Genomic DNA, 21,364 nt, shown 5'->3' on the forward strand with positions numbered 1-21,364 from the left:
CTGGAGAGGAAGGAAAACCACCTGTGGGCTGCGTCAGCGCAGGCCGTCGTCAAAGCCGTTCGCTGCGTCAGCAATCGCACCCGGCCCGTTTCGTGGCTGGGGCCGGAAACCTCTGGCGTGCATCCACACACAAAGGGAGCCCGTTGTTCCGCCGGCGGGCACCGGCACGGAATACCCTCGGCCCAAGGGGCCTCCTCACGGCTCGCGCGGCGGCAAGGCGTCAGGAAGCCCCTCGTGGCCGAGGCAAGGCACACCGATCAAGGGAATGGCGGCGGGCGCGATTCGTGGAGCAATGACCTTCTCGCCCCGTCGCCCGATGGTGGGCAGACGGGGCGCGCACACCGTTGCAGAAGGAGACGCGCGCTTTGGAGTCCCGCGCGGTGCGGGACGTTTGCCTCGCCGCCAGTGAAGGGCCGGCGCGGCAGGGGGAAGCGAGGATCAGGACGCCTTGGAGGCAGCGCGCCGCTTGCGCGGTGCGCTGCGCCGGCCCGTCGGGGACTCGATCGGCAACGTGCCCTTGCAGTCCGGGTAGCGCGAGCAGGACCAGAACGCGCCGCTTTTGCCCGTGCGCTGCTGCATCGGTGCGCCGCACTGCGGGCAGGCCGGCGCCGGCGGCAGCTTGAGCGAGAGCGTTGCGCCGCGGTACTGCTGCACGAGCTGGCCGACCCACACGGACTGCTTCTCGATGAAGGTGTCCAGCGCCATCTGGCCGGCCTCGATCATGTCGAGCGCCTGCTCCCACACCGCCGTGGTGCCGGGGTCGGCGATGGCCGAGGGCACCGCGTCGATGAGCGTGAATGCCGCGTTGGAAGCGCGGACGGCGCGGCCTTTCTTGACCAGGTAGCCGCGACCGATCAGACCGTTGATGATGTTGGCGCGTGTCGCCTCGGTGCCAATGCCGGTGGTATCTCGCAGCTTCTGTTTCAGCCGCGGGTCGGTCACGAACTTGGCGACGGTCTTCATGGCCTTGATCAGCTCGCCCTGCGTGTAGGGCTTGGGCGGCAGCGTCTTCAGCGCCTTGAGATCCACCTTGCCGACCGGGCAGGACAAGCCCGCATGCAGGGCGGGCAGCACCTGGCTGCGCTGCGCATCCTCGCCATCGGCATCGTCCGGCCCTGGCGTCGCCAGCACCTCGCGCCAGCCGGTGACGGCGATCTGCTTGCCCACGGCCGCCAGCGACTGACTGCTGCACGAGAACTGCGCTACCGTCCGGTCGAACTCATGGTGCGGGAGGAACTGCGCGAGGTAATGGGCGCGGATCAGCCGGTAGACGGCGAGTTCCTTCTCGTTCATGGCCGATAGGTTGGCGGGCTCCAGCGTCGGGATGATGCCGTGGTGAGCCGACACCTTGCCGTCGTTCCATGCACGCGAACGCTGTTGGCGATCCAGGCGCTCGATCAGCGGCCGCAAGCTGGGGTCGGTCTTGACCAGGCCGTCGAGTACGGTCGGTACCTCAGCCAGCATGCTCTCGGGCAGGTAGCCCGAATCCGAGCGCGGATACGTTGTCGCCTTGTGCGTCTCGTACAGCGCCTGGGCAATGTCCAGCGTCTCCTGCACGTCGAGGCCCAACTGCTTGGAGCACACCTCCTGCAGCGTGCCCAGGTCGAACGGCAGCGGCGGTGCCTCGCGCACGCGCTCGGTGTCCACCGACACGACCTGCGCATCGCGTGCCGCGCGAATGCGATCCGCAGCCTGCTGCGCCACCGGCTGCTGAAGGCAGCGACCCGCTGCATCCGTACTGCCTTCGGGCGGTATCCAGCTCGCGGTGAAGGATTGGCCGGCATGGGATAGCAGCACATCCACGGCCCAATACGGCATGGAGACGAATCGCGCGATCTCGCGATCACGATCCACCACCAGCTTCAGCGTCGGCGTCTGCACGCGCCCCACCGACAGCACGCCGGTATAGCCGGCCTGGCGCCCCAGCAGTGTGAACAAGCGGCTCAGGTTCATCCCGATCAGCCAGTCGGCGCGCGATCGGGCGAGTGCGGAGAAGTACAGCGGCAGCGTCTCGGCGGACGGCTTGAGCGCACCCAGCGCTTTGCGGATCGACGCATCGTTGAGCGCCGACAGCCACAGGCGCTGAATCGGCCCGCGGTAGCCGCATAGGTCGATGATCTCGCGGGCGATCATCTCGCCCTCGCGGTCGGCGTCGGTCGCTATCACCAGCTCGCCCGCCTTGGCGACGAGCTGCTGCACGACCTTGAATTGCGCTGCGGTCGCCGCCTTGGGCTCGACACGCCAACGCTCAGGAAGAATGGGCAGTTGCTCGATGGCCCAGCGCTTGTATTGTTCGCCGTAGCCTTCGGGCGGAACCGCTTCCACCAGATGACCGATGCACCAGGTCACGACGACACCCGCGCCGCTGTAGCAGCCGTTGCCGCGTTGACCGGCACCCAGCACACGGGCGATGTCCTTGCCCTGGGACGGCTTCTCGCACAGGAACACGCGCATGAAGCCTCCTTGGAAATGTGCGGTTCATCGGATGGGCGTCAGCTTGGCGGGGCCACGAGATGCCGGCAGCAAGGAAGCCGATTGATGCAGACACCGCTTTGTGATCGGCAGGCGGTCCGTTGCCGCAGCGGTGTGCATAGATCGCAGGAGCTGGCGCAGCAAGAGCGTCGTTTCGGGAGGGCGGCTGGAACTCCGTGGACGACCTTGGAGCTATCCCCTGGGGATAGCTCGCTGGTGCATCGCGGGCGTATGACGGTTGCTACAGTCGCCCTCGGGGGAACGGCGATGGGCGAATTACTGTCCGCCGGCCGGCTTGGTGCTGAGCGCCACCGACTCGATGCGGTACGGCAGGATGCCCACGCGCCGCGCCTCGACCTTGAACGTCACGCGCTCGTTCTCGTCGGCGTCCTCCCATTCGTCGCGCACGGTGCGGCCCTCGACCAGCACCCGCATACCTTTCTGGTACAGCGTCTTCCAGTGCTCGGCGTCGCGGTGCCACAGCTCCACGGGCGCCCAGAAGCCGCCGCGATCTTCGTACTCGCCGTCCTTCTTCGGGATCGGGTTGTCGAAGTAGACGTTCAGGCGAAGCAGCCGGCGCGGCTCGTCGTTGCCGTTCGGAAATTCGCGGTAGTCCGGCGCAGAACCGATGTTGCCCTCGCCGACGAAGTGCGTGCTCATGGTGACTCCTTGGTGGTGGGTGGAACGGCCGCGGTATGCCCGTGGACACGCCGCAGGTAAGCCGCTTCGGCCTGGGCGGCCTTGCTGGCGCATTCCAGGGCTTGGCGAGCGATGCTGTGGGTCAGGCTGATCTGCATGTTCAGCACGATGCGCTGCAGTTCGATCGCGTACAGCTCGTCGATCAGCGAGGCCGGCGTCGCGGGGTTGGCCAGCAGGGCCTCCCACAACGCCACACCCATGGAGGAACGGTCGAGGTTGCGCCAGCGCAGGAAGGTCGTCCCTGCGCCAGTGGCCTGCTGGGCCAGTTGCACGTCGAGCAGGCTGAAGGGGTAGGCGCGTGCCTGGGGCAGCACACGCCGCTGCGCCAGGCCAATCACGTCGTCGCGCAGCGCTGCGCACTGGCTGGCCCAGGTCTCCAGACTCCCCTTACCCTTAAAAGGCTGTAAAAGGCCTTTTAGGTAGCCTGCCTGTTCCAGCCGCTGGAAGTCCGCCTGTTCCAGCGCCACGAAGCGCGTGGAGTGACCGATGGGGGGCGATGCCGTCATGCGTCAGCACCCTCATTACCCGTCGCTGGATTGGCTGCGCCATCCGTGTGAGCCGGCGCATCGGGCTCGATGGCGGGCGCAGCAGGCGGCGTGCCGGGCTTGGTCGTCCGCCGCGCGATCGGTGGCGCGAAGCGCGAGCGGCGCGTGCCTTCCAGCACGTCTTGCGGCAGCTCGCCGAACTTCTCCAGCGCCGCTCGCGCCGCGGCGTTCTTCGCCGCGAAGTCGTCGCGCGTCGTGCCCGAGTAGCGGTACTGCTGGGCGAGCGAGAACAGGCTGCGCAGCGCGTGCGCGCCATCATTGAGCCAGCGCTCCAAGGTGCTGCGGTCGATCAGCGCCGTGTGGTGCGCCAGGATGAGTTTGCGCGCCAGGTCGTCGTAGTCAGCCAGCAGGTACACCGCCATGAAGCCGAGCTGTGCATTCACGAACAGCGGCAGCTTCACCGGCTGCACATTCATGTTCTCGCCCAGCGACAGCGCCGGTGGCACGTCGGCCAGGGCCTGGTCGACCTGTTCGCGCAGGGTCTGCAGGCGGGTCTTGGTGTCGGCGAGCTTGTCCTCGATCCGCAACATCCACCAATCCGAGTACGGGTCGTCCTGCTCGGCGCCGCGCTTCATCTTGTTCATGGCGCCGATGAAGCCGTTGAGACCGATGATGCCGGGGCGCCCCTCGGTCGGCGCGCGGCCGTGCCAGATGCGCGAAGCGTGGTGCGTGTGCAGCGTCAGCGACATCGCGCTGCGCAGCGATCCGAGATTCAGTTGCAGGGGTTCTGTGCGTTCGTTGGCCATGGGAGCGACTCGCGGTGAAGGGGCGAGTCGCCAGCATCGGCATCGGCCGGAAGGCTGTCAGTCAACAAACCGCAGCCCATGCGCGCCCGGTTTGTTCCGCACGGAAGGCTGTGTGTGCCGGCTATCCCCTGGGGATAGCTCGGCGGAGTTGTTCGCGGCTCGCGCGGAGGTGAGACCGCGTTGCGGGGCTATGCCTCGCGAGGTCTGTACCAGGCGGCCCGTTGCCCCTCCACCTCACGGTAGCGAAGCTCGAACAGGCGGCACTCGTGCACCACCTGCCGCCAACTGCTGCAGCCGTACTTGGCTGGAAGCTGCTCGGGATGCTGGTCCGCGATCCAGCGGCCAGCGGCGGCAATGGGTGTCCAGCCCTCGACGGCCAACTGCGCGGCGGCCTCGCGCAGCGCGCGAACGATGCCGGCGGCCGGCCAGTCCACCGTGCCGTCCGGCGCGATGCCATTGACCACCAGGTCTTGGAACACATCCGACTGGACGAACTCCGCTGCCAGGCGCCGCGCCTGATCCATGTGCTCGGCCCAGCCGCGCAGCTGCTCAAAGTGTTGATCGATGCGCGTGTAGGCGGAACCGAGTTCGTCCTGTGCAGCGCGACACCCGTCCACGGTCCATAGATCGTGCTGGTCGATGAAGTGGTGCACCAGGGTGTTGCGCAGCGATACCAGGTCTTTGAGGTCGGCCTGGGTTTTGGCGTAGTCCTGCGCAGACAGGCTCAGTTGCACGCGCGTGCGAAAGGAAATCACGTCGCCGGGAAGATCGTTGTCGCGTTCCTTGCCACCATTTCCATCGGTGACCACATACGAACCAAACAGTTGTCCGACCAACGTGCCCAGGGTCTTGGTCGCGGCATCTTCGATCCGCGCTGTGCGAATGGCCTCCAGCGAATGCGCCGGGCCTGAAATCTCGTGGTGCGCCACGATGGCTTTCATGAGGCGCTCGTATTGTTGAAGGCGCAACAGGCATCTGCCCAGCAAGCGCTGAACGTCTCGCTGCAGTGGTTGCAGTACGTTTGTGACGGGGGAAGTCGTCATGTCCATCATCGGCCGGGCTCGTGCGTGGCTGTCCTCGTCTGATTCACAGGCGACAGTTTCGCCTGTCGTTCGGCGGGCGACAATCGAGCGCGGCGGAAAGGTGTCTGTTCCAGCTATCCCCTGGGGATAGTCAACATCAGCGATCACGCAAGGCTTCTCGGAGCTGTGCCAGGTAGGCACGTGCCACCTCGGGGTCAGCCGCACGGGATGCCGGTGGTGACGATGGCGGGGACGCTGGCGCCGCCGATGCACTTTCTCCGGCCCAGGCCTTGAACTCCCCGCGGATCGCCTTCTGGATGATGCCAAACAGGTAGCCGGCCGGGTTGCGTACCGCGCTGTTGTGGCAGCGTGCCGCCCACTCGTCGAGAACGGCCTGCCTCTGCGCCTCGTCCACCTGCTGCAGCGCCACCAGCGCGCCGGCCTGCTGCTCGTCCTTCAAGCGCAGGAAACGCTCGGGCAGCCGCAGGTTCTGCAAGGCCCTCGCGCGCGGTACTGTACGTACTTCATTTATACGATCATTACGTACTGTACGGTCCTCCTTCGGAATCCGAAGAGAGCCGTCCGGCGCGGGTTTCGGCCCTGCTTCGGATTCCGAAGACGGGCGCGCGCCATTCCGAAGCAGGGCTTCCTGGCCTTCTTCGGATTCGTGGTCCGCACCCTTCTGTGGATAACCTGGCGTCGTCCAGCCATGCCGCGCCATGCGCTGCGCGAGCACCTGCAGGCGGGTCGGCAGCGTGCGCCCGCTGAGCAGCGGGTCTTCGGCGATCTCCCGCAGCGTGTTCATGCCCACGACCTGCACCGCCTTCGCCGCGTGCGTGAGCGCTTGGCTCACCAGGCCCAGATAGTCGGGGTCGAGCTGCATCGCCTCGAAGGGCGACAGCGGTTCGTCGTGCAGCACGTAGAGGTTCCCCTGGATGCGGCCGGTCTTGGGATCGCGCCGCCGCCGCACCAGGCTGAGCCAGCGCGTCAGCCGCAGCAGCGTCAAGGCGCGCGCCACGGTCTCGTGCGAGGCTTGCGCCGCACAGGGCATGGACGCCAGATAGGGGCGGAGTTGGTCGTAGGTGGGAAAGGCGGTCACGCCGTCGTCGTTGAGCTGCAGGCGGAACACCTGCCAGGCATTGCGCTCCAGCGGCGTCAGGCGTCGGTCGAGGAACAGCGCGCGCGGCACGCTCTCGTGCCGGTTGCCGCTGTAGAGAAAACCGTCCTGGCTCGGCGCCGTGCCCTGCGCCGGTTCCTTCGGCTCAAGGTGCCGCAGCGCCTCGTCGAACAACGCCGACAGCGCAACCGGGCCATCACGCCGTGGAGCGTCGCCCGTCGTCATGACCTACACCAGCCCCTGGTCGACCCAGTTCCGTATCGCCGACCAGATCACCGACATGGGCAGGGTCATGGCCTCGGCCAGGTCCATGGTCAGCGCCAGCATCGCCATGTCGTCGTTCAGTGCGATGTGCCGCTCCGTGATGCCGGCCTTCCAGCGTTCCCACAGGGCCACGTCCTGCGCCTCGTCGAGCACCGGATGCCGGCCCTTGCGCTTGGGCAGTCCGAGGATGTCGCGGCGCAGCGCCACTTCTTGATGCGTGAGGCCGTAGAACTTGCTGACCATCTCCGTGCTCGCCCCCAGGCGCAGCATGCGGTCCACCGTGGCGATCTCCCGCTCCACGTCGTGCACCTGGCTCAGCAGCCGCTTCAACACTTCCCGGTTCACCGACACCGAGCACCACGACACCGTGGCATTCACCAGCATGCTCACGAGTTCGGGGTGCTTCAGCGCATCCAGCTCCTCCTCGCCGAAGCCCATCGCCTTGCAGCGGCGCAACTGCCCGTTGCGCAGGTCATGCAGGGCCTGGGCGATCACGGCCTGGTTGAGCGGGTGCGGTGCCGACATACGGGAGCCTCCTGCGCTCAGGATTCCTGGCCCGGTTCGCCGGCTTGCAGGTCCAGCAGCCGGCGCGCCAGGCGCAGCAGACGGAACAGCTTCACCAGCGCAGCATCGCTCAGGCGTGTGGCCGCGCCGCCGTGGCCATGCAGCAACGCAGCCAGCTCGTCGGCCAGCCGCGCGCGGTCCAATCCGTTTGTGGAGGGCGGCGCCGCACTCAGCGCATGCAGCAGGGTCAGCACCGCCCGCGCGAACGCCGGCAGCGCTTTCGCCTGGCCCACGGCCGGCGCCACGCAGACGAAGCCGATGCCGCCATCGCTGGCCTCGATGTGATCGGATACCGCCGCTTCCCCGGCGATCTCGCGCGCGAACTGCACGATGTGCACACGCAGACGATCCGGCACGTCCAGCCCCGGCTCGATGTACCAGACGTCCGAGATGGGATAGAGCCCGCCGGCCTGCACGGGGATCGCACGCAGCGCATCGGCCTCGAAGTCGGGCAGCTTGTCGCCGAGCTGGTCCGCGACCATCCGCTGGATGGATTGCAGGCGCTCGGTGGTCGGGGCCGGTGACACGATGTGCCCCTGCAAGCGCTCGTCGTGTTGCCCGTGCTGTTCCTCCGGTGCTCCGGGCGATGCAGACGGTGTCGCTGCTGGCGCCGAAGGCGTGGCCGGCGTGGTGCCTCGCGGCACAGATGAGACGGGAGGCTGCTGAGACGCGGAGACCTGCGGGGGAGGAGCAGCAGGAACGACAGACGCTGCAGGTGGAGTCGGCGCCGCCGGTTCGCTGGTCAGCGCACGCTGGCGGCTTTCGCTGTCGTTGATCTCCAGCGCCAGCGTGTCGTAGTCCGCCTCCAGCAGCTCGGCCATCTGACCCACTAGCTCGTCCTGCACCCGCTGCGGCGAGAAGTCGTCTGGCTGTGTGTCGAACTGCGTCAGCACGTCCTGAAACAAGGTGGCGAAGTCCACGGCCACGGTGCGGCCCAGCGCACGCCGCTCCCAGGTGCGCTCGCACGCCTTGCGCAGCACCGCGAGCCGGTCCACCTGATGCCGGCCCAATCCGCCGTACAACAGCGTCGGGATCGCCGGAAGCAGATAGCGCACCGCATCGTTCATGCGGCTGATGTGTGACTGCGGCACTGGATAGCCGTCGGCCGTCAGCCGCCGCGCGAGTTCGCTCTGTGACAGCGCCTGGCCGCATTCCTGCTCGTAGAACTCGCGCGCCTTCTCGATGCCCAACGCCCGCTCGATGAAGGTCAGCCCGCCGCGCAGCTCGTTCTCGGCCAGATGCCCGGTCAGCGCCACGATTTCGCCGCGCGCCGGCCACGGGCGGAACAGGCACGCAATGCGGAAGAAGCGTTCCTCCTTGGTCTCGCTCCACAACTCGCGCAGGATCGCCAGCCGCGTGTTGCCGCCGTTGCGAATGATGTAGTGCGCCTCGCCCGGCCTGCGCGTGATCGCGGGGGGCGCGTCCAGCCCGCGTTCGCGGATGGACGCCTTGATCTCCGCATAGGCCGGGTTGCGCGTCACGCGCGGGTCGTGGTCGTAGGGCCGCAACTGGTCCAGCGTCACCACCATCGGCGTGTCGGCGATGGGGTCGCTCAAGGTCGCGGCCGAAGGGCCGCTGCGCTCGAAGCCGGTGGCCAGCAGCTTGGCAGCCATGTCCTGCGGCGTCAGCTCAGCCACGGCCGTTCTCCTGCGCCTGCCGGTCGGCGCGGCGAAGTTGCGCGCGGGCATTGCGGTCGGCACGGTGGTCGCTCGCAGTCGAGCTGGTGTAGATCGACGCGCAGCCTTGTTTCGTGAATTTCAGGTGCCCGCCGGAGGTGCGCACCACGCGCCAGCCTTCGCCCAGCGCGAACTCGATCAGCGCGCGTAGCCGTTCACGGCCGCGCGCCAGTTCATGTGCGCTCGCCATGGCTGGCCCCTCCCGCATCGGCCCGGCCGGTGACCAGCGCGAAGCGCTCCCGCCACGCGGGGAACAGCTCGCCGGCCAGCGTGCGCATGGTGTCGAGCGCCGCGGGCGCCGTGCGCCCAGCCGGCCGCCGGTACTCCACCCGATGCACCGGCAATCCTCGTGTCGCAGCGCGCGGATAGGCTTCGATAGCCGGCACGTCGATGTCCAGGACCTGCACGCCGGCCTGTTCTTGGAACACCTGTCGCAGCGCCTGCTGGACCAGCCGCGCGTTCGACGACACCGGATGCACACGGTTGATGAGCAGGCGCAGCGGCGGCGGTTCGATGCCCAGGTGCCGATACGGCGCGATGTCCTCGATCAGTTGCAGCGTGCCGCGCCGCAGCTCGCGCGCCGCGAGGATTTCCGGTGTCACCGGCGACAGCGCCAGGTCGGACGCCAGCACCGCCATCTCCAGCAACACGCTGCGCGCGCCCTGGGTGTCGATCAGCAGCAAGTCATATTGCGTGCGGAAGACGGGAAGCAAATGGCGCAGTCGCAGGCGCCCATCCGGTGCGTGCAGCAGCAGCGTGTTCAGTTCGCCGCGGTCGTCGTTGGAGAGCACCAGGTCCAGGCCCGCGATCGCGGTGCGCGACACCAGTTGCTCGATGCGCCGCTCGTTGAAGGCCAGCATCTCGTAGATGCCGCCGGGCGCGCGCACGTCCAGCGTGAAGTAGCTCGACAGCGTGGGCTGCACGTCCAGGTCCAGCAGCAGCACGCGCAGCCCGGCATCGGCGATGAAGCCGCCCAGGTTGGCCGCCGTCGTGGTCTTGCCCACGCCGCCCTTGGTCGAAATGATGGACACCACCTGCATGAGCTTCTCCTCGTCGAATGGCATGAACCGAGAAGAAGCGTCAGGCGCGTTCTTTGAGGCGATCAGCGATCCAACGTTCGATCTCCACCGAGTCCCAGCCCACCGCGCGCACGCCCAGGCGCAGCGCCTTGGGGAACTTGCCTTCCTTCATCAGGCTGTAGATGTGCGCGCGCTTGAAGCCGGTCTTGGCTTCGACCTCGGCGCGGCGCAGGATGCGGTGCTCGGTCGGTGCCGCCGTGGCGGTGGTCTGCGAAGGCATGAGGGTCACTCCTTAACGCTCAGTGGCGCTGATTGGCGTGACTCGAATTAAGAACGCCGCGTTGAAGAAAGACACCGCAAATGCGGTTTCCGCGACCGCAGATACGGTCTGGCATCGCTCAGGAAGTCGTGCTCTGCAGATTGCGCCGAGCCAGTGCGAACTTGGCCTGCAGGGTGCGCTCGGTGATGCCCATCGCGTTGCCGTGGTGCGCCACCATCGCGCTGATGATGGCCTCCTGCGTCAGGAAGCTGGAATACGGCATGCCGCTGGGCGACTTGCCCAGCAGCAGCGTCAGTAACCCGCCAACGATGTTCAGGTAGGTCGATTCGCTGCGCGGCCCCAGCCTGTTCGCACGCTCCGTGTCGGCCGCGCAGGTGGCGTGCGTTTTCAGCAGCGCCTCATGCTCGGCGCGCAGCGTCTCGTGCACGCCCAAGTGTTCCGCCAGCCGCGCCTTGATCGCTTCCTGCTCGACCAGCAATGCGCCCACTGTGTCCAGGCTGATCGCCGGGTGAAGCGCACGCTCGATCTCATCGAACAGAAACGCCGGTTTCTCGCCGGGGTAGTAGTGCGCCATCCAGGCTTTCAGATCGACGTGCCGCACCGTCAGCGACGGGTCGTCCATCGCCAGGCCCTGCGTGTCCCGCACCAAGCCCTCCTTGCCATACGGCATCTCGCCGTGAGCCAGCGCATCGAAGATTCTTTCGGCGTTCAACCGCAGCGTCGGCCAGCGCGGAAACTCCGTTGGCTGCGGCAGCGGCCGCTGTCCCAATGTCGCCAGGATGCGCCGCTCGAAGCGCAGCAATCCGCTCCAGCGGATTGCCGCCTCGATCGGGCGGTAGTAGGTCTTGGCGCCATCGGCCAGGCTGCTCGACTTCGGCATATCGCGCGCCTCCATTCGTCATCGCACCGAGTCCACACACGCGCACCCGCCGTACAGGCGGCGTGCGCGGATGTCCAGGAGCCTCCGGGCGAAACGAGCAGGTGGCGAGGCGGCGAAGACCGTGGCATCGGTGATGCCGCCTTTACCGTTGCGAGATGTGCGCCTTGTCGGGCATGGTCCCATCACTCACAATTCGTAAGTCGCGAAACATGCCGTCACCAACGTCATTCGCGGGCGCCACGCTTGCCCCGGAGAACTAGGCCAAAGTCTTTGCAAGGAAATGGGCCCAGTAAAGCGCGATCAACTCAATACACAAAAACCGATGCGCATACGGCAAGCACTGTTGCGCCGCGCGTCTTCGCTGTGACGCGCCACGCTGGTAATGCGATTTTCATCTTCAAATGCCAATCGCAAGCACAGTCAAGGCCTGACTGCAGCGCGCCAGGGCACCGCGGCAATGGAGTCCCGCTGTAGCAAAACAGGTCTGGCGCTTTGACCAAAATGGAATCGGCCAACCCGCCTGAAGCAGTCCTTATGCGAGTCATTGCGTATCCAATGGCATATGGCCGACACGCTGCGCACGGTCAATGAAGTGGCGCAGTGGCTCCGACATCGCGCCCTCGGGATGTAGCAGGTAGGTCGTCAGCGCCGCCGAGTCTTCATCCAGCGGCCGGACGATCACGTCCGCCTGCCGGCATGCCACCACGTGCGCCGCGGTGGAAAATCCCACGCCATAGCCGGCCGCCACCAGGGCCAGCATCAGCGAGTGGGTCGTCACGTACTCGGCCACGACCGGCGGTGTCTCCACCAGGCGCAGCAGGCGCTCGCATTGCCGGCTGCACTCCTGACCAACCTGCGGGTGACACAGCACCAGCGGGTAGCCCACCACCTCTTCCAGCGGTACCCGCTTGTGCGCCAGCAAGGGGTGCCGCGCGGGTACGGCCACCAGCAGCGGATCTTGCCACACCGGCTTGGCGACCATCCCGGCCTCCATCTCGCCGGTCATCGCAAAGGCCGCGTCGTACAGGTCGTTGCCCAGTCCGCCCACCACCTCCGACAGCCGCGCCTCGAACAGCCGGATGCCCACTTCCGGCGCCTCCTCCCGGCACAGCGCGAGCAGTGCCGACAGGCGGGTCCGCCCGACGCCGCCGGCCAAGGCGATGCGCAAGGTGCCCCGGTGTCCCGCCGCCACCGCCCGCGCCTTGGTCTGGGCTTGCTCAAGGGTCAGCAGCACGCGCCGGGCCTCCTCCAGGAACACCTGCCCGGGCGGGGTCAGGTGCACGCCGCGCGGCGTGCGCTCCAGCAGCGTCACGCCCAGGTCCGCCTCAAGTTGGCGAATCGTGCGCGACAGGGGCGACTGCTCCACATGCAGTCGCCGCGCCGCCCGGCCAAAGTGCAACTCCTCGGCCACGGCGATGAAACAGCGAAGATGGCGTAAGTTCATGTATTTCCCCAGAAGATGGAGTCCATTCCTCTGACCGTAGGGAACCGCATGAGTGCTTCCCGGTGACGATACCGGTCACAGAGGCTTACCAGTCGCCGCCATCCGGCCTTCCGCCGCCGGCACAAGGCGCCGAGTGTCCAAACAAGACCGGGTTATTCCATCGGTGTTGCCTTATCAGGCAAAACCACCGACAATTAATAATAATTCGCATTAACATCCGAGTCTAAATGGAGTCAAGCCGATCAAGCTCGAGGTGGCGAACCTGTCCCCCCCACGGCAGAGTGTTCTGGAACGACGAACGCATGAGCGACGAGCAGATCGCGCAGCGGCTGCAGGCCTCCGCGTCGCGCCAGCCCCAGCCCGAGGACTTCATCCGCGGCGACCGCCGGGTGGACCCACCAGCGCGTCGCCCAGGTGATGGCGGCTGCGCAGAAGTCCGGGGCGTTGGAACTGGGCTTCATGACCGACCCGGGCGGCGACCGGGGTGAGTCGAAAGACACCCCCATGAAACTGCGTCGGCACGCACGCCCTGACGCCGGCGCGTCGTCGTCGGCTGCACCGCTCGCGGATTTCAGCACGCGCGAGCACCTGCGCGCCGCGCCCAACGGAGACCCGAGGACCGCCTGTGCCACGTCGCCGGTCTGCCCGCCTTGGCACGGCAGCAGCAGGCACTGACCCTCAGCATTCAATGCCGGGGATGTGCGCCGGCCTGCTCCGCGGGTGTCGGCGACGGGCCTGTTCCGAACGGGCATGAGGCTTTGAAGAGATACCATCGAAGGATGTCGATTTCAGGAGACGACTGCACCAATTGATGGGGCGTAACACCAAGTGTGCAGGCGGCTCTTGACTTTTGCGGCGGCACGGACTCCCTTTCCAACCCGACGTGCGAATTGGTGCTATTTGCAATCCCGGTGACCGTCTGCTTGCATCGTGTTGCCCGTGTCCAGCGCGAGAAACGTATAGCCAGTTCGGTCAATCCGCTTACGAATCGAGTTCATCTGTCCGCTTGACGGTATGGTCGGTGCCATTGGTTCCATGCGCCCATCCAAATATCATTTTTCGGCATTGCGTGCCGGAGTGCCTCCATGCACACCATGCACGTGCCCACCCTCGATAGCCGTCCCCTGAGGCGGGCGCTGTGACAATTCGTTCAGAATGCCGCAGTGGGCTGCGTCCCGCGCCTCGTTACACCTTTCGCGCAAGCTCTTGAGCTGTCGCTCCAGCGCTCGAAGCTCGCTAATGCGGGCGGTAACGTGACCGATGTGCGCGTCGAGCAGCGTATTTACGTCTCCACAGTTCTCGGCGGGCGCGTCCTTGAAGCGCAGCAAGATGCGAACCTCGTCCAATGCCATGTCCAGCGATCGGCAATGGCGGATGAACGACAAGCGCTCCAAGTGACTCTCGTCGTAAATGCGGAAGTTCCCTTCAGTACGTGGAGGGGCAGCCAGCAACCCCTCGCGCTCGTAGTAGCGGATGGTCTCCACCGGGGTGCCTGTGACTCTCGCCAGCTCACCGATTTTCATCTTGCGTGCCCTCCAGGCCGGGACAACGATCGTGCCTGCATTTTAGGCGCTTGACTCTGTAGTGACTACAGATTGTTAAATGATGTTAGGTCCAGACAAGAGAATCGAGCATGAGTAAATGCAGTGTTGGCAGTTGCGGGTGTTCCGCCGTGCCCCAGCCGTCCGGTGAGTCCTCCCCCGACGCCCTCCACGCGAAGCTATACCGCATCGACAGCGCGGACTGCCCCACCGATGCCGCGCTGATCCGCAACAATCTGGAGCCCCTCGACGGCGTGACGGGACTCGACCCCGTTCAGACCGGGCGTACGTTGGACGTGAGCGATCGCCCCCACTCGCCGGCCTCGGTCGATGCAGTCTTGCCAGCCGCCGGCGGGTCGGCACAACGCATCGATGTGACCGGGGCCCCGCTGCGCACCACGCTCACGATCGCCGGCATGGACTGTCCGACCGAGGAGGCGTTGATCCGGAACGCGCTCGCCGGCATGCCCGGAGTGGCGGCGCTGGACTTCAACCTGATGCAGCGTCGCCTGAGCGTGACGCATCGTCCGGGGGCGTTGGACGCAGTCCTCGGCGCCCTGAGTGCCATTGGTCTCGAAGCGAAGGTCGAAACGGGGGATACGGAGAACGCTGTACCGCCGACCAAACCCGCACCGAAGACCCACTGGTGGCCGATGGCGCTGGCCGGAATCACTGCGACGCTGGCCGAGGGTGTGTATTGGCTCAACGGCGGCGACCACTGGACCGTCCTGGCGCTCGCGCTGGTGTCGATTCTCAGTGGCGGTCTGGCGACCTACAAGAAAGGCTGGATCGCGCTCAGGCATCGCAATCTCAACATCAACGCGCTCATGTCGATTGCCGTGACGGGCGCGATGCTCATCGGACACTGGCCGGAAGCGGCCATGGTGATGTTCCTCTTCACGCTGGCCGAGATGATCGAAGCGAAATCGCTCGATCGGGCCCGCAACGCGATTCGCGGCCTGCTGGAACTCGCGCCCGACACTGCGACCGTCCGTCAGGGCGATGGAAGCTGGGTAACCATGCCCGCCAAGGCGGTGCCTTTGAACGCAGTGGTGCGCGTGCGCCCTGGTGAGCGGATTGCGCTCGATGGCGTGGTGATCAACGGACGCTCGACGGTCAATCAGGCGCCCATCACTGGCGAGAGCCTCCCGGTGGACAAGTCCGAAGGCGACAACGTGTTCGCGGGCACGGTGAACGAGGCGGGATCGTTCGAATACAAGGTGACGGCCGAGGCGAACCATTCCACCTTGGCCCGCATCATCCATGCAGTCGAATCGGCCCAGGGCAGCCGCGCGCCCACCCAGCGCTTCGTCGACCAGTTCGCCCGGATTTACACGCCGGCCGTGTTCGCCGTCGCGCTGCTGGTGGCCATCGCGCCACCGCTAGCATTCGACGGCGCGTGGATGGACTGGATCTACAAGGCGCTGGTGCTGCTGGTGATTGCCTGTCCGTGTGCCTTGGTGATCTCGACGCCGGTCACGATCGTCAGCGGTCTCGCCGCGGCCGCCCGCAAGGGCATTCTGGTGAAAGGCGGGGTGTATCTCGAAGAGGGGCGCAAGCTCGCCACGCTGGCGCTCGACAAGACCGGCACGATTACGCACGGCAAGCCCGCCCAGACGGACTTCATGGTGCTGAGCGGCGACGCGAACGAGGCCCATATCCTGGCGGGAAGTCTCGCCGCGCGCTCGGATCATCCGGTCTCGCTGGCGATCGCCCGTGCCGCGGTTGAAATGGGATGGGTGTTGCGCGAGGTCGCCGATTTCGCCGCCATTCCGGGCCGTGGCGTGCGTGGCGGCATTGATGGTCATATCTATCAACTTGGCAACCATCGACTGGTCGAGGAACTCGGGCTGTGCTCGCCCGAGATCGAAAAGACGCTGGACGTACTCGAGCGCCAGGGCAAGACGGCGGTGTTGTTGGCGGACCAGACCGGAGTGCTGGCGATCTTCGCAGTCGCCGACACGCTGCGCGAGACGAGCCGTCAGGCGATCGCCGATCTGCATTCCCTGGGCGTCAAGACGCTGATGCTCACCGGCGATAACGTCCATACCGCCGAATCGATCGCGAGCGCTGTGGGTATCGACGAGGCGAGGGGCAACCTGCTGCCCGAAGACAAACTCAGCACTGTCGAATCGTTGCTGACGCACCGGAAGGGTGGCAAGGTCGGCATGGTCGGCGACGGCATCAACGATGCCCCTGCGTTGGCCCGTGCGGACATCGGATTCGCGATGGGGGCGGCCGGTACGGACACGGCTATCGAGACGGCCGACGTGGCGCTGATGGACGACGACCTGCGCAAGATCCCTACCTTCGTGCGCTTGTCGCGCGCCACTGCTGCAGTGTTGACGCAGAACATCGTTCTCGCACTCGGCGTCAAGGCGGTGTTTCTCATGATGACCTTCACGGGGGACGCCACGATGTGGATGGCCGTATTCGCCGACATGGGCGCAAGTCTGTTGGTGGTGTTCAACGGCTTAAGGTTACTGCGTAAATGAGTGCCAGGAAGTATTACGGAAGGCTCGCCGCTGCCTTCGGCGGCCCGCGGTGGGGCTGGCTTGCCCTTGCCACGGGCATTGTCCTTGCCGATCAGGGTGCCAAGGCATGGATCACCAGCTGGTTGCCCTACGGTGCAAGCGCGGCGGCCGCACCGTTCGTCAATCTCGTGCATCTCTTGAACGAAGGCGCCGCGTTCAGTCTGTTCGCCGATGCCGGTGGTGAGCAACGCTACTTCCTAACGGTCGTGGCCCTTGTTGTCTCGGCTGGCTTGGTCTTTCTACTGCTGCGGGGGGAAGACACTGGGCGCACTGCGCTCGGCTACAGCTTGATCCTCGGGGGGGCCATGGGGAATGCGGTCGACCGGATATTGCGCGGTGCAGTGGTCGATTATCTCGACCTTTACGTGGGCAGCTTGCACTGGCCAGCGTTCAACCTCGCCGACTCGGCGATTGTGATGGGCGTCCTGCTTATCCTGCTGGGAAATAGCGGCGCCACACGTTCAGCAAGGTAAGTTCACTCGACCATTTTTCTACTCAGGGCCAGCGACTGGTCCAATATCGATGAGTCTGGAGCATGCGCGCAAAGCGCGCCGATTAACAGGAAAAAGGGACAATGAGAGCGCCCCTCACGCGGACGCGCAAAGGGAGGGGGCGGGCCTTGCCCAACTGCCTGTGTACCCGAGTACCGATTTTCGATTGCGTAACAATGAGGAGTACGAAATGCCGCGGCGATTCTTACAACTTGGGCGCGTGATGCTGGCCGCGCTCATCGTCCTCAGCGGATCGCGCGCTGCTGTTTCAGCCGACCAGCCGCTGCCACCCGACGAAGCGTTCCGGTTCAAGGCTTCCTTCCGGGGCGCGGATACAGTGTTGGTCGAGATTGTCCCAGCTGAGAACCATTATCTCTACAAGGACAAGCTCCGCTTTCATCTGAAAAACGCGAATGGAGTGTCAATCAAGGAGTTGCGCCTGCCGCCGGGGGAAAAGAAAAATGATCCGTTCTTTGGCCTGATCGAAGTATACAAGGCGCCCGTCCGAGCCGTCATCGTTGTCAACCGTGCATCGAAAGCCACGGAGTTCACGCTATTCGCATCGTATCAGGGGTGTAACGAGAAAATCGGGCTGTGTTATCCGCCAATCGAGAAACTCGTCGACCTGAAATTCCCAAAGTAGGGGTTTGCCCATCACGCGGTGGCCAATCAGTGCGACGTTAATTGTCCCATGCAGACAGCCACCTTTCTGCGCTCACCCCAGCGAATGCCTGCGTGTGCTTATACTAACCTTCTAGAAAGTAATGTCAGATAAGGGCGTACTGGCACTCGGGCTGAAGGAAGAACGATTTGACGAGGCTCGGCAGTCGTTGAATCCGACGCAGTGCGCCGAGCGCGAGCCGTTTCATTTCGTCCTTGTCCTGCACCAGGCGCTTCGAGACCTGGCGCTTCACATGCGCCCAGACCTGTTCGTCGGGGTTGAGCTGCGGCGAGTACGGCGGCAGGTAGAAGAGTTTGAGCTGCCCATTCAGGCTGTCGACGTAGGCCCGGACCAGCTTGGCCTTGTGGATGGGGTGGCCGTCGACGATCACGAAGACCGGCTTGTCGGCGCCTATCATCAGGCGCTTGAGGAACTCGCGAAACACCGTGGCGGTGACCGAACCCTCGTGGAGCATGAAGCGAAACTCGCCCTGCGGGCTCACCGCCGAGATCATGTTCAGCGAGAAGCGCCGGCCGGTGACTTCGACCACTGGGGTCTGCCCTCGCGGCGCCCACGTCGTGCCCGTGTGGTAATCGGAACGGATTCCCGACTCGTCGGCGAAGTAGATCGTCGCGCCCGCTGCACGCGCTTCGGCACGGATCGTCGGGTAGGTTTCCGCCTCCCATTGCCGCACCAGCGCAGCGTCTTGTTGCCATGCTTGGTAGAGCGGTTTCTGCGCGCTGAATCCAAGCACTTTCATAAGCCGACTGACGGTCGCAATCGACAGCGCCTTGCCGAACTGCCGGTTGATCAGCGCGCGAATCAGCGACAGCGTCCACAGCCCGAACTCGAACTTGTACTGCAGCGGCGTGTGGTCCCGAACCGCCTGAGCAAGCCAGCGCATCTCCTCGGCGCTCACCTTCGACGGGCGACCCGGGATCGGCTTGGCGAGCAACGCGTTCTGTCCGCCATTGGCGAAGTCGGCCAGCCACCGAAACACACTGCGCACGTTCACCCCAAAGGCCGCGGCCACGCTTTGCACTGTCTGCCCTTCGCGAACCGCCTTGATCGCCTGCTGGCGCATGACTTGAAGCGAGTGGTGGTCGATTGCACGACCGTCCGAGTTCCGTTTGCATTTCATGCATGAATTATCTCATGCAATGACAATACTTTCGAGAAAGTTAGTAGGTGCGGGACCCGTTGACTCTGTAGCAACTTCATAGTCTCTAATACGCCCCGCCCGGCGTCTATAGCCGCCTTTGGAGACGAACAGTGAAACATCGTTGCAGACGTTCAAGCCTTACGGCCGAGGCCATCGCAGTGGCATGCGAGAGATTGCGGCCGGATTTATTGACGGAGCGGAATTACGGGCGGTTAGAGACCTTGGACGCAATGAGCCCCGTATATAAGACGTCGCGGACGGTGAAGCAATGATTCCTGAACTCGGTCATTTCGCCCTCATTCTCGCGCTTGTGATCTCGCTAATGCAGGCTACAGTGCCGCTGGTTGGCGCGCACCGCAACCGCCTTGCGCTGATGGCCGTGGCGCGGCCGGCTGCGCAGGGGCAGTTCGTGTTCCTCGCCATCTCCTTCGCCTGCCTTACCTGGGCGTTCGTGCAGAACGACTTCTCGGTGCAATACGTGGCGATGCATTCGAATACGGCTACGCCGATGATCTATCGCATCACAGGCGTGTGGGGCAGCCACGAGGGCTCACTTCTGCTGTGGGCGCTGACCCTGTCGTTGTGGACCGTCGCCGTGACCATCTTTAGCAGCAAGCTGCCGGAAGCGTTCATGGCGCGGGTTTTGAGCGTGCTGGGCTGGGTGAGCGTAGGTTTCCTTTCCTTTACCCTCATCACCTCCAACCCGTTCGACCGCCTGCTGCCGGCGGTGCCCGAGGGGCGCGACCTCAATCCGCTGCTGCAGGACCCGGGGATGATCATCCATCCGCCGCTCCTTTACATGGGCTACGTCGGCTTTTCGGTCGCCTTCGCCTTCGCCATCGCGGCGCTGCTGACCGGCCGCCTCGATGCCGCCTGGGCGCGCTGGTCGCGTCCTTGGACCACCGTTGCCTGGGTGTTCCTCACCGCCGGCATCGCGGTCGGTTCGGGCTGGGCCTACTATGAACTCGGCTGGGGCGGCTGGTGGTTCTGGGATCCGGTGGAGAACTCCTCCTTCATGCCGTGGCTGCTCGGTACGGCGCTGATGCATTCGTTGGCGGTGACTGAAAAGCGTGGCGCCTTCCGCAGTTGGACGGTGCTGCTGGCGATCGGAACCTTTACGCTGTCGCTGCTGGGTACCTTCCTGGTGCGCTCCGGGGTGCTGACCTCGGTGCATGCGTTCGCAACCGATCCGAAGCGCGGTCTTTTCATCCTCGCGCTTCTGGTGCTGGTGATCGGCATCTCGCTCACCCTTTATGCATGGCGGGCGCCGCGGCTTGCCGGCGGGGGCAGTTTCGCGTTCGTCTCGCGCGACACTTCGCTCTTGGGCAACAACGTTCTGTTGTCGGTGGTGTGCGCCTCGGTGCTGCTGGGTACGCTCTACCCGCTGTTCCTCGACGCGCTGAACCTGGGCAAGATCTCCGTCGGGCCACCGTATTTCGAGGCCGTGTTCGTGCCGCTGATGGCGCCAGTCGTGATCCTGATGATGATCGGTCCCTTCATCCGCTGGAAGACCGACGAGGGCTCGCGCGTCGCGCGCCAGGTCGTGCCGGGGCTCGTTGCGAGCGTGGTAGCTGGTGCGGCTGCCGCGTTCCTCATTGGCCACGCTACCTGGCGCACCGTGCTCGGGCTGTCGCTGGCGGCGTGGGTGGTCATCGGCAGCGTTCAAATCCTTGTGCGCCGGCTGGCTGATCGCCCGGGTACAGCTACGCCCGTCCGTCTGCGCGGGATCCCTCGTGCGTGGTGGGGGATGTGGATGTCACACCTTGGGATTGGCATATTCATTGTCGGTGTGACGATGGTAGGCGGTCTTCAGCAGAGTACCGACCTCAAGATGCATCCGGGGCAGCACGCATTACTTGCCGGCTACACCTTCACTTTGCGCGAGGTGGTCGATGCGACAGGGCCAAACTATGCAGCTGCGCGTGCCACCGTCGAACTGACCCGCGGCGCATCTCCCGTCGCCACACTGCGCCCGGAAAAGCGTCTCTATCACGCGCAGCAGATGCCAATGAGCGAAGTTTCAATTGACGTTGGTCCGTTCCGGGATGTGTATATATCCCTCGGCGAGCGGCTCGAGGACGGGGCTTGGATCGTCCATCTCTTCTACAAACCCTTCATCAGCTGGATCTGGCTCGGCTGCATTCTCATGGCAGTGGGGGGCGTCCTCGCCGCCAGTGATGGCCGCTATCGCCGCCTGGCCGAGAGAAGTGCGTCGTCCGCCGCCGTCGGTCAGACAGCCTGAATCGC

19 protein-coding genes are annotated in these 21,364 nt (G+C 65.2%); 4 read left to right on the forward strand and 15 right to left on the reverse strand.

Features of this window, described 5'->3' with window-relative positions; translation table 11 throughout:
• Window positions 1–438 precede the first annotated feature (438 nt).
• From IWH25_RS04570 to cadR, 14 genes are all read right to left on the reverse strand, one after another.
• Window positions 439–2,454, reverse strand: coding sequence for a DNA topoisomerase III (locus IWH25_RS04570; protein WP_203388170.1), 2,016 nt, complete (start codon window positions 2,452–2,454; stop codon window positions 439–441).
• 294 nt (window positions 2,455–2,748) lie between these two features.
• A complete protein-coding gene (locus IWH25_RS04575; protein ID WP_003141056.1) occupies window positions 2,749–3,132 on the reverse strand; it encodes a single-stranded DNA-binding protein in 384 nt (127 codons plus the stop codon).
• A complete protein-coding gene (locus tag IWH25_RS04580; RefSeq protein ID WP_203388171.1) occupies window positions 3,129–3,677 on the reverse strand; it encodes a DUF3158 family protein in 549 nt (182 codons plus the stop codon). Before IWH25_RS04580 ends, IWH25_RS04575 begins: the two co-directional genes overlap by 4 nt.
• Window positions 3,674–4,462, reverse strand: a complete 789-nt coding sequence (locus IWH25_RS04585; protein WP_033980479.1) for a PFL_4669 family integrating conjugative element protein — start codon at window positions 4,460–4,462, stop codon at window positions 3,674–3,676. The genes IWH25_RS04580 and IWH25_RS04585 overlap by 4 nt, the downstream gene beginning before the upstream one ends.
• Before the next feature lie 188 nt (window positions 4,463–4,650).
• On the reverse strand, window positions 4,651–5,403 hold the full coding sequence (locus IWH25_RS04590) for an OST-HTH/LOTUS domain-containing protein (RefSeq protein WP_168225014.1): 753 nt from the start codon (window positions 5,401–5,403) through the stop codon (window positions 4,651–4,653).
• A gap of 238 nt (window positions 5,404–5,641) precedes the next feature.
• Complete coding sequence (locus IWH25_RS04595) at window positions 5,642–6,826, reverse strand: STY4528 family pathogenicity island replication protein (RefSeq protein WP_141020278.1); 1,185 nt, start codon at window positions 6,824–6,826, stop codon at window positions 5,642–5,644.
• A 3-nt stretch (window positions 6,827–6,829) separates the two neighbouring features.
• Window positions 6,830–7,390 (reverse strand): DUF2857 domain-containing protein, encoded by a 561-nt coding sequence (locus tag IWH25_RS04600; protein ID WP_010792177.1) that lies wholly within the window; start codon window positions 7,388–7,390, stop codon window positions 6,830–6,832.
• Window positions 7,391–7,407: 17 nt separating this feature from the next.
• Complete coding sequence (locus tag IWH25_RS04605) at window positions 7,408–9,066, reverse strand: ParB family protein (protein ID WP_141020279.1); 1,659 nt, start codon at window positions 9,064–9,066, stop codon at window positions 7,408–7,410.
• Entirely contained in the window at window positions 9,059–9,295 is a 237-nt protein-coding gene (locus tag IWH25_RS04610; RefSeq protein WP_012584779.1) for a hypothetical protein, read from the reverse strand. Before IWH25_RS04610 ends, IWH25_RS04605 begins: the two co-directional genes overlap by 8 nt.
• Window positions 9,279–10,145 (reverse strand): ParA family protein, encoded by an 867-nt coding sequence (locus IWH25_RS04615; protein WP_138860446.1) that lies wholly within the window; start codon window positions 10,143–10,145, stop codon window positions 9,279–9,281. The genes IWH25_RS04610 and IWH25_RS04615 overlap by 17 nt, the downstream gene beginning before the upstream one ends.
• A 40-nt stretch (window positions 10,146–10,185) precedes the next feature.
• On the reverse strand, window positions 10,186–10,404 hold the full coding sequence (locus IWH25_RS04620; RefSeq protein ID WP_203388172.1) for an AlpA family transcriptional regulator: 219 nt from the start codon (window positions 10,402–10,404) through the stop codon (window positions 10,186–10,188).
• A gap of 118 nt (window positions 10,405–10,522) precedes the next feature.
• Complete coding sequence (locus IWH25_RS04625; protein ID WP_203388173.1) at window positions 10,523–11,284, reverse strand: ATP-binding protein; 762 nt, start codon at window positions 11,282–11,284, stop codon at window positions 10,523–10,525.
• 541 nt (window positions 11,285–11,825) lie between these two features.
• Window positions 11,826–12,728 (reverse strand): LysR family transcriptional regulator, encoded by a 903-nt coding sequence (locus tag IWH25_RS04630; RefSeq protein WP_141020281.1) that lies wholly within the window; start codon window positions 12,726–12,728, stop codon window positions 11,826–11,828.
• Between the two features lie 1,052 nt (window positions 12,729–13,780).
• Window positions 13,781–14,251 carry a Cd(II)/Pb(II)-responsive transcriptional regulator gene (cadR, locus tag IWH25_RS04635; protein WP_141020283.1) on the reverse strand — a complete coding sequence of 157 codons (471 nt, stop codon included), beginning with the start codon at window positions 14,249–14,251 and terminating at the stop codon, window positions 13,781–13,783.
• Between the two features lie 149 nt (window positions 14,252–14,400).
• Between cadR and IWH25_RS04640 the strand changes: the two genes are divergently transcribed.
• The 3 genes from IWH25_RS04640 (at window position 14,401) to IWH25_RS04650 (ending at window position 17,937) form a co-directional block, all read left to right on the forward strand.
• A complete protein-coding gene (locus IWH25_RS04640) occupies window positions 14,401–16,764 on the forward strand; it encodes a heavy metal translocating P-type ATPase (protein ID WP_471220890.1) in 2,364 nt (787 codons plus the stop codon).
• Window positions 16,761–17,276 carry a signal peptidase II gene (gene lspA / locus IWH25_RS04645; RefSeq protein WP_203388175.1) on the forward strand — a complete coding sequence of 172 codons (516 nt, stop codon included), beginning with the start codon at window positions 16,761–16,763 and terminating at the stop codon, window positions 17,274–17,276. Before IWH25_RS04640 ends, lspA begins: the two co-directional genes overlap by 4 nt.
• Window positions 17,277–17,484: 208 nt before the next feature.
• Window positions 17,485–17,937, forward strand: a complete 453-nt coding sequence (locus IWH25_RS04650; RefSeq protein ID WP_203388176.1) for a protein-disulfide reductase DsbD N-terminal domain-containing protein — start codon at window positions 17,485–17,487, stop codon at window positions 17,935–17,937.
• Window positions 17,938–18,061: 124 nt separating this feature from the next.
• Here the strand turns inward: IWH25_RS04650 and IWH25_RS04655 are convergent, their stop codons facing one another.
• A complete protein-coding gene (locus IWH25_RS04655) occupies window positions 18,062–19,096 on the reverse strand; it encodes an IS630 family transposase (RefSeq protein ID WP_203388177.1) in 1,035 nt (344 codons plus the stop codon).
• Between the two features lie 289 nt (window positions 19,097–19,385).
• On the opposite strand from IWH25_RS04655, the gene IWH25_RS04660 reads away from it, so the two are divergent.
• Window positions 19,386–21,359: a heme lyase CcmF/NrfE family subunit gene (locus IWH25_RS04660; protein ID WP_203388178.1), complete on the forward strand. Its 1,974-nt coding sequence runs from the start codon at window positions 19,386–19,388 to the stop codon at window positions 21,357–21,359.
• Window positions 21,360–21,364: the final 5 nt, after the last annotated feature.

Source organism: Azospira restricta, assembly GCF_016858125.1.
Classification (GTDB): Bacteria; Pseudomonadota; Gammaproteobacteria; order Burkholderiales; family Rhodocyclaceae; genus Proximibacter; species Proximibacter restrictus.

Excerpts from the sequence above, each read along its gene's own strand:
- IWH25_RS04570 (WP_203388170.1), bottom strand. The coding sequence starts at position 2,454 with ATGCGCGTGTTCCTGTGCGAGAAGCCGTCCCAGGGCAAGGACATCGCC.
- IWH25_RS04575 (WP_003141056.1), bottom strand. The coding sequence starts at position 3,132 with ATGAGCACGCACTTCGTCGGCGAGGGCAACATCGGTTCTGCGCCGGAC.
- IWH25_RS04580 (WP_203388171.1), bottom strand. The coding sequence starts at position 3,677 with ATGACGGCATCGCCCCCCATCGGTCACTCCACGCGCTTCGTGGCGCTG.
- IWH25_RS04585 (WP_033980479.1), bottom strand. The coding sequence starts at position 4,462 with ATGGCCAACGAACGCACAGAACCCCTGCAACTGAATCTCGGATCGCTG.
- IWH25_RS04590 (WP_168225014.1), bottom strand. The coding sequence starts at position 5,403 with ATGAAAGCCATCGTGGCGCACCACGAGATTTCAGGCCCGGCGCATTCG.
- IWH25_RS04595 (WP_141020278.1), bottom strand. The coding sequence starts at position 6,826 with ATGACGACGGGCGACGCTCCACGGCGTGATGGCCCGGTTGCGCTGTCG.
- IWH25_RS04600 (WP_010792177.1), bottom strand. The coding sequence starts at position 7,390 with ATGTCGGCACCGCACCCGCTCAACCAGGCCGTGATCGCCCAGGCCCTG.
- IWH25_RS04610 (WP_012584779.1), bottom strand. The coding sequence starts at position 9,295 with ATGGCGAGCGCACATGAACTGGCGCGCGGCCGTGAACGGCTACGCGCG.
- IWH25_RS04615 (WP_138860446.1), bottom strand. The coding sequence starts at position 10,145 with ATGCAGGTGGTGTCCATCATTTCGACCAAGGGCGGCGTGGGCAAGACC.
- IWH25_RS04620 (WP_203388172.1), bottom strand. The coding sequence starts at position 10,404 with ATGCCTTCGCAGACCACCGCCACGGCGGCACCGACCGAGCACCGCATC.
- IWH25_RS04625 (WP_203388173.1), bottom strand. The coding sequence starts at position 11,284 with ATGCCGAAGTCGAGCAGCCTGGCCGATGGCGCCAAGACCTACTACCGC.
- IWH25_RS04630 (WP_141020281.1), bottom strand. The coding sequence starts at position 12,728 with ATGAACTTACGCCATCTTCGCTGTTTCATCGCCGTGGCCGAGGAGTTG.
- cadR (WP_141020283.1), bottom strand. The coding sequence starts at position 14,251 with ATGAAAATCGGTGAGCTGGCGAGAGTCACAGGCACCCCGGTGGAGACC.
- lspA (WP_203388175.1), top strand. The coding sequence starts at position 16,761 with ATGAGTGCCAGGAAGTATTACGGAAGGCTCGCCGCTGCCTTCGGCGGC.
- IWH25_RS04650 (WP_203388176.1), top strand. The coding sequence starts at position 17,485 with ATGCCGCGGCGATTCTTACAACTTGGGCGCGTGATGCTGGCCGCGCTC.
- IWH25_RS04655 (WP_203388177.1), bottom strand. The coding sequence starts at position 19,096 with ATGAAATGCAAACGGAACTCGGACGGTCGTGCAATCGACCACCACTCG.
- IWH25_RS04660 (WP_203388178.1), top strand. The coding sequence starts at position 19,386 with ATGATTCCTGAACTCGGTCATTTCGCCCTCATTCTCGCGCTTGTGATC.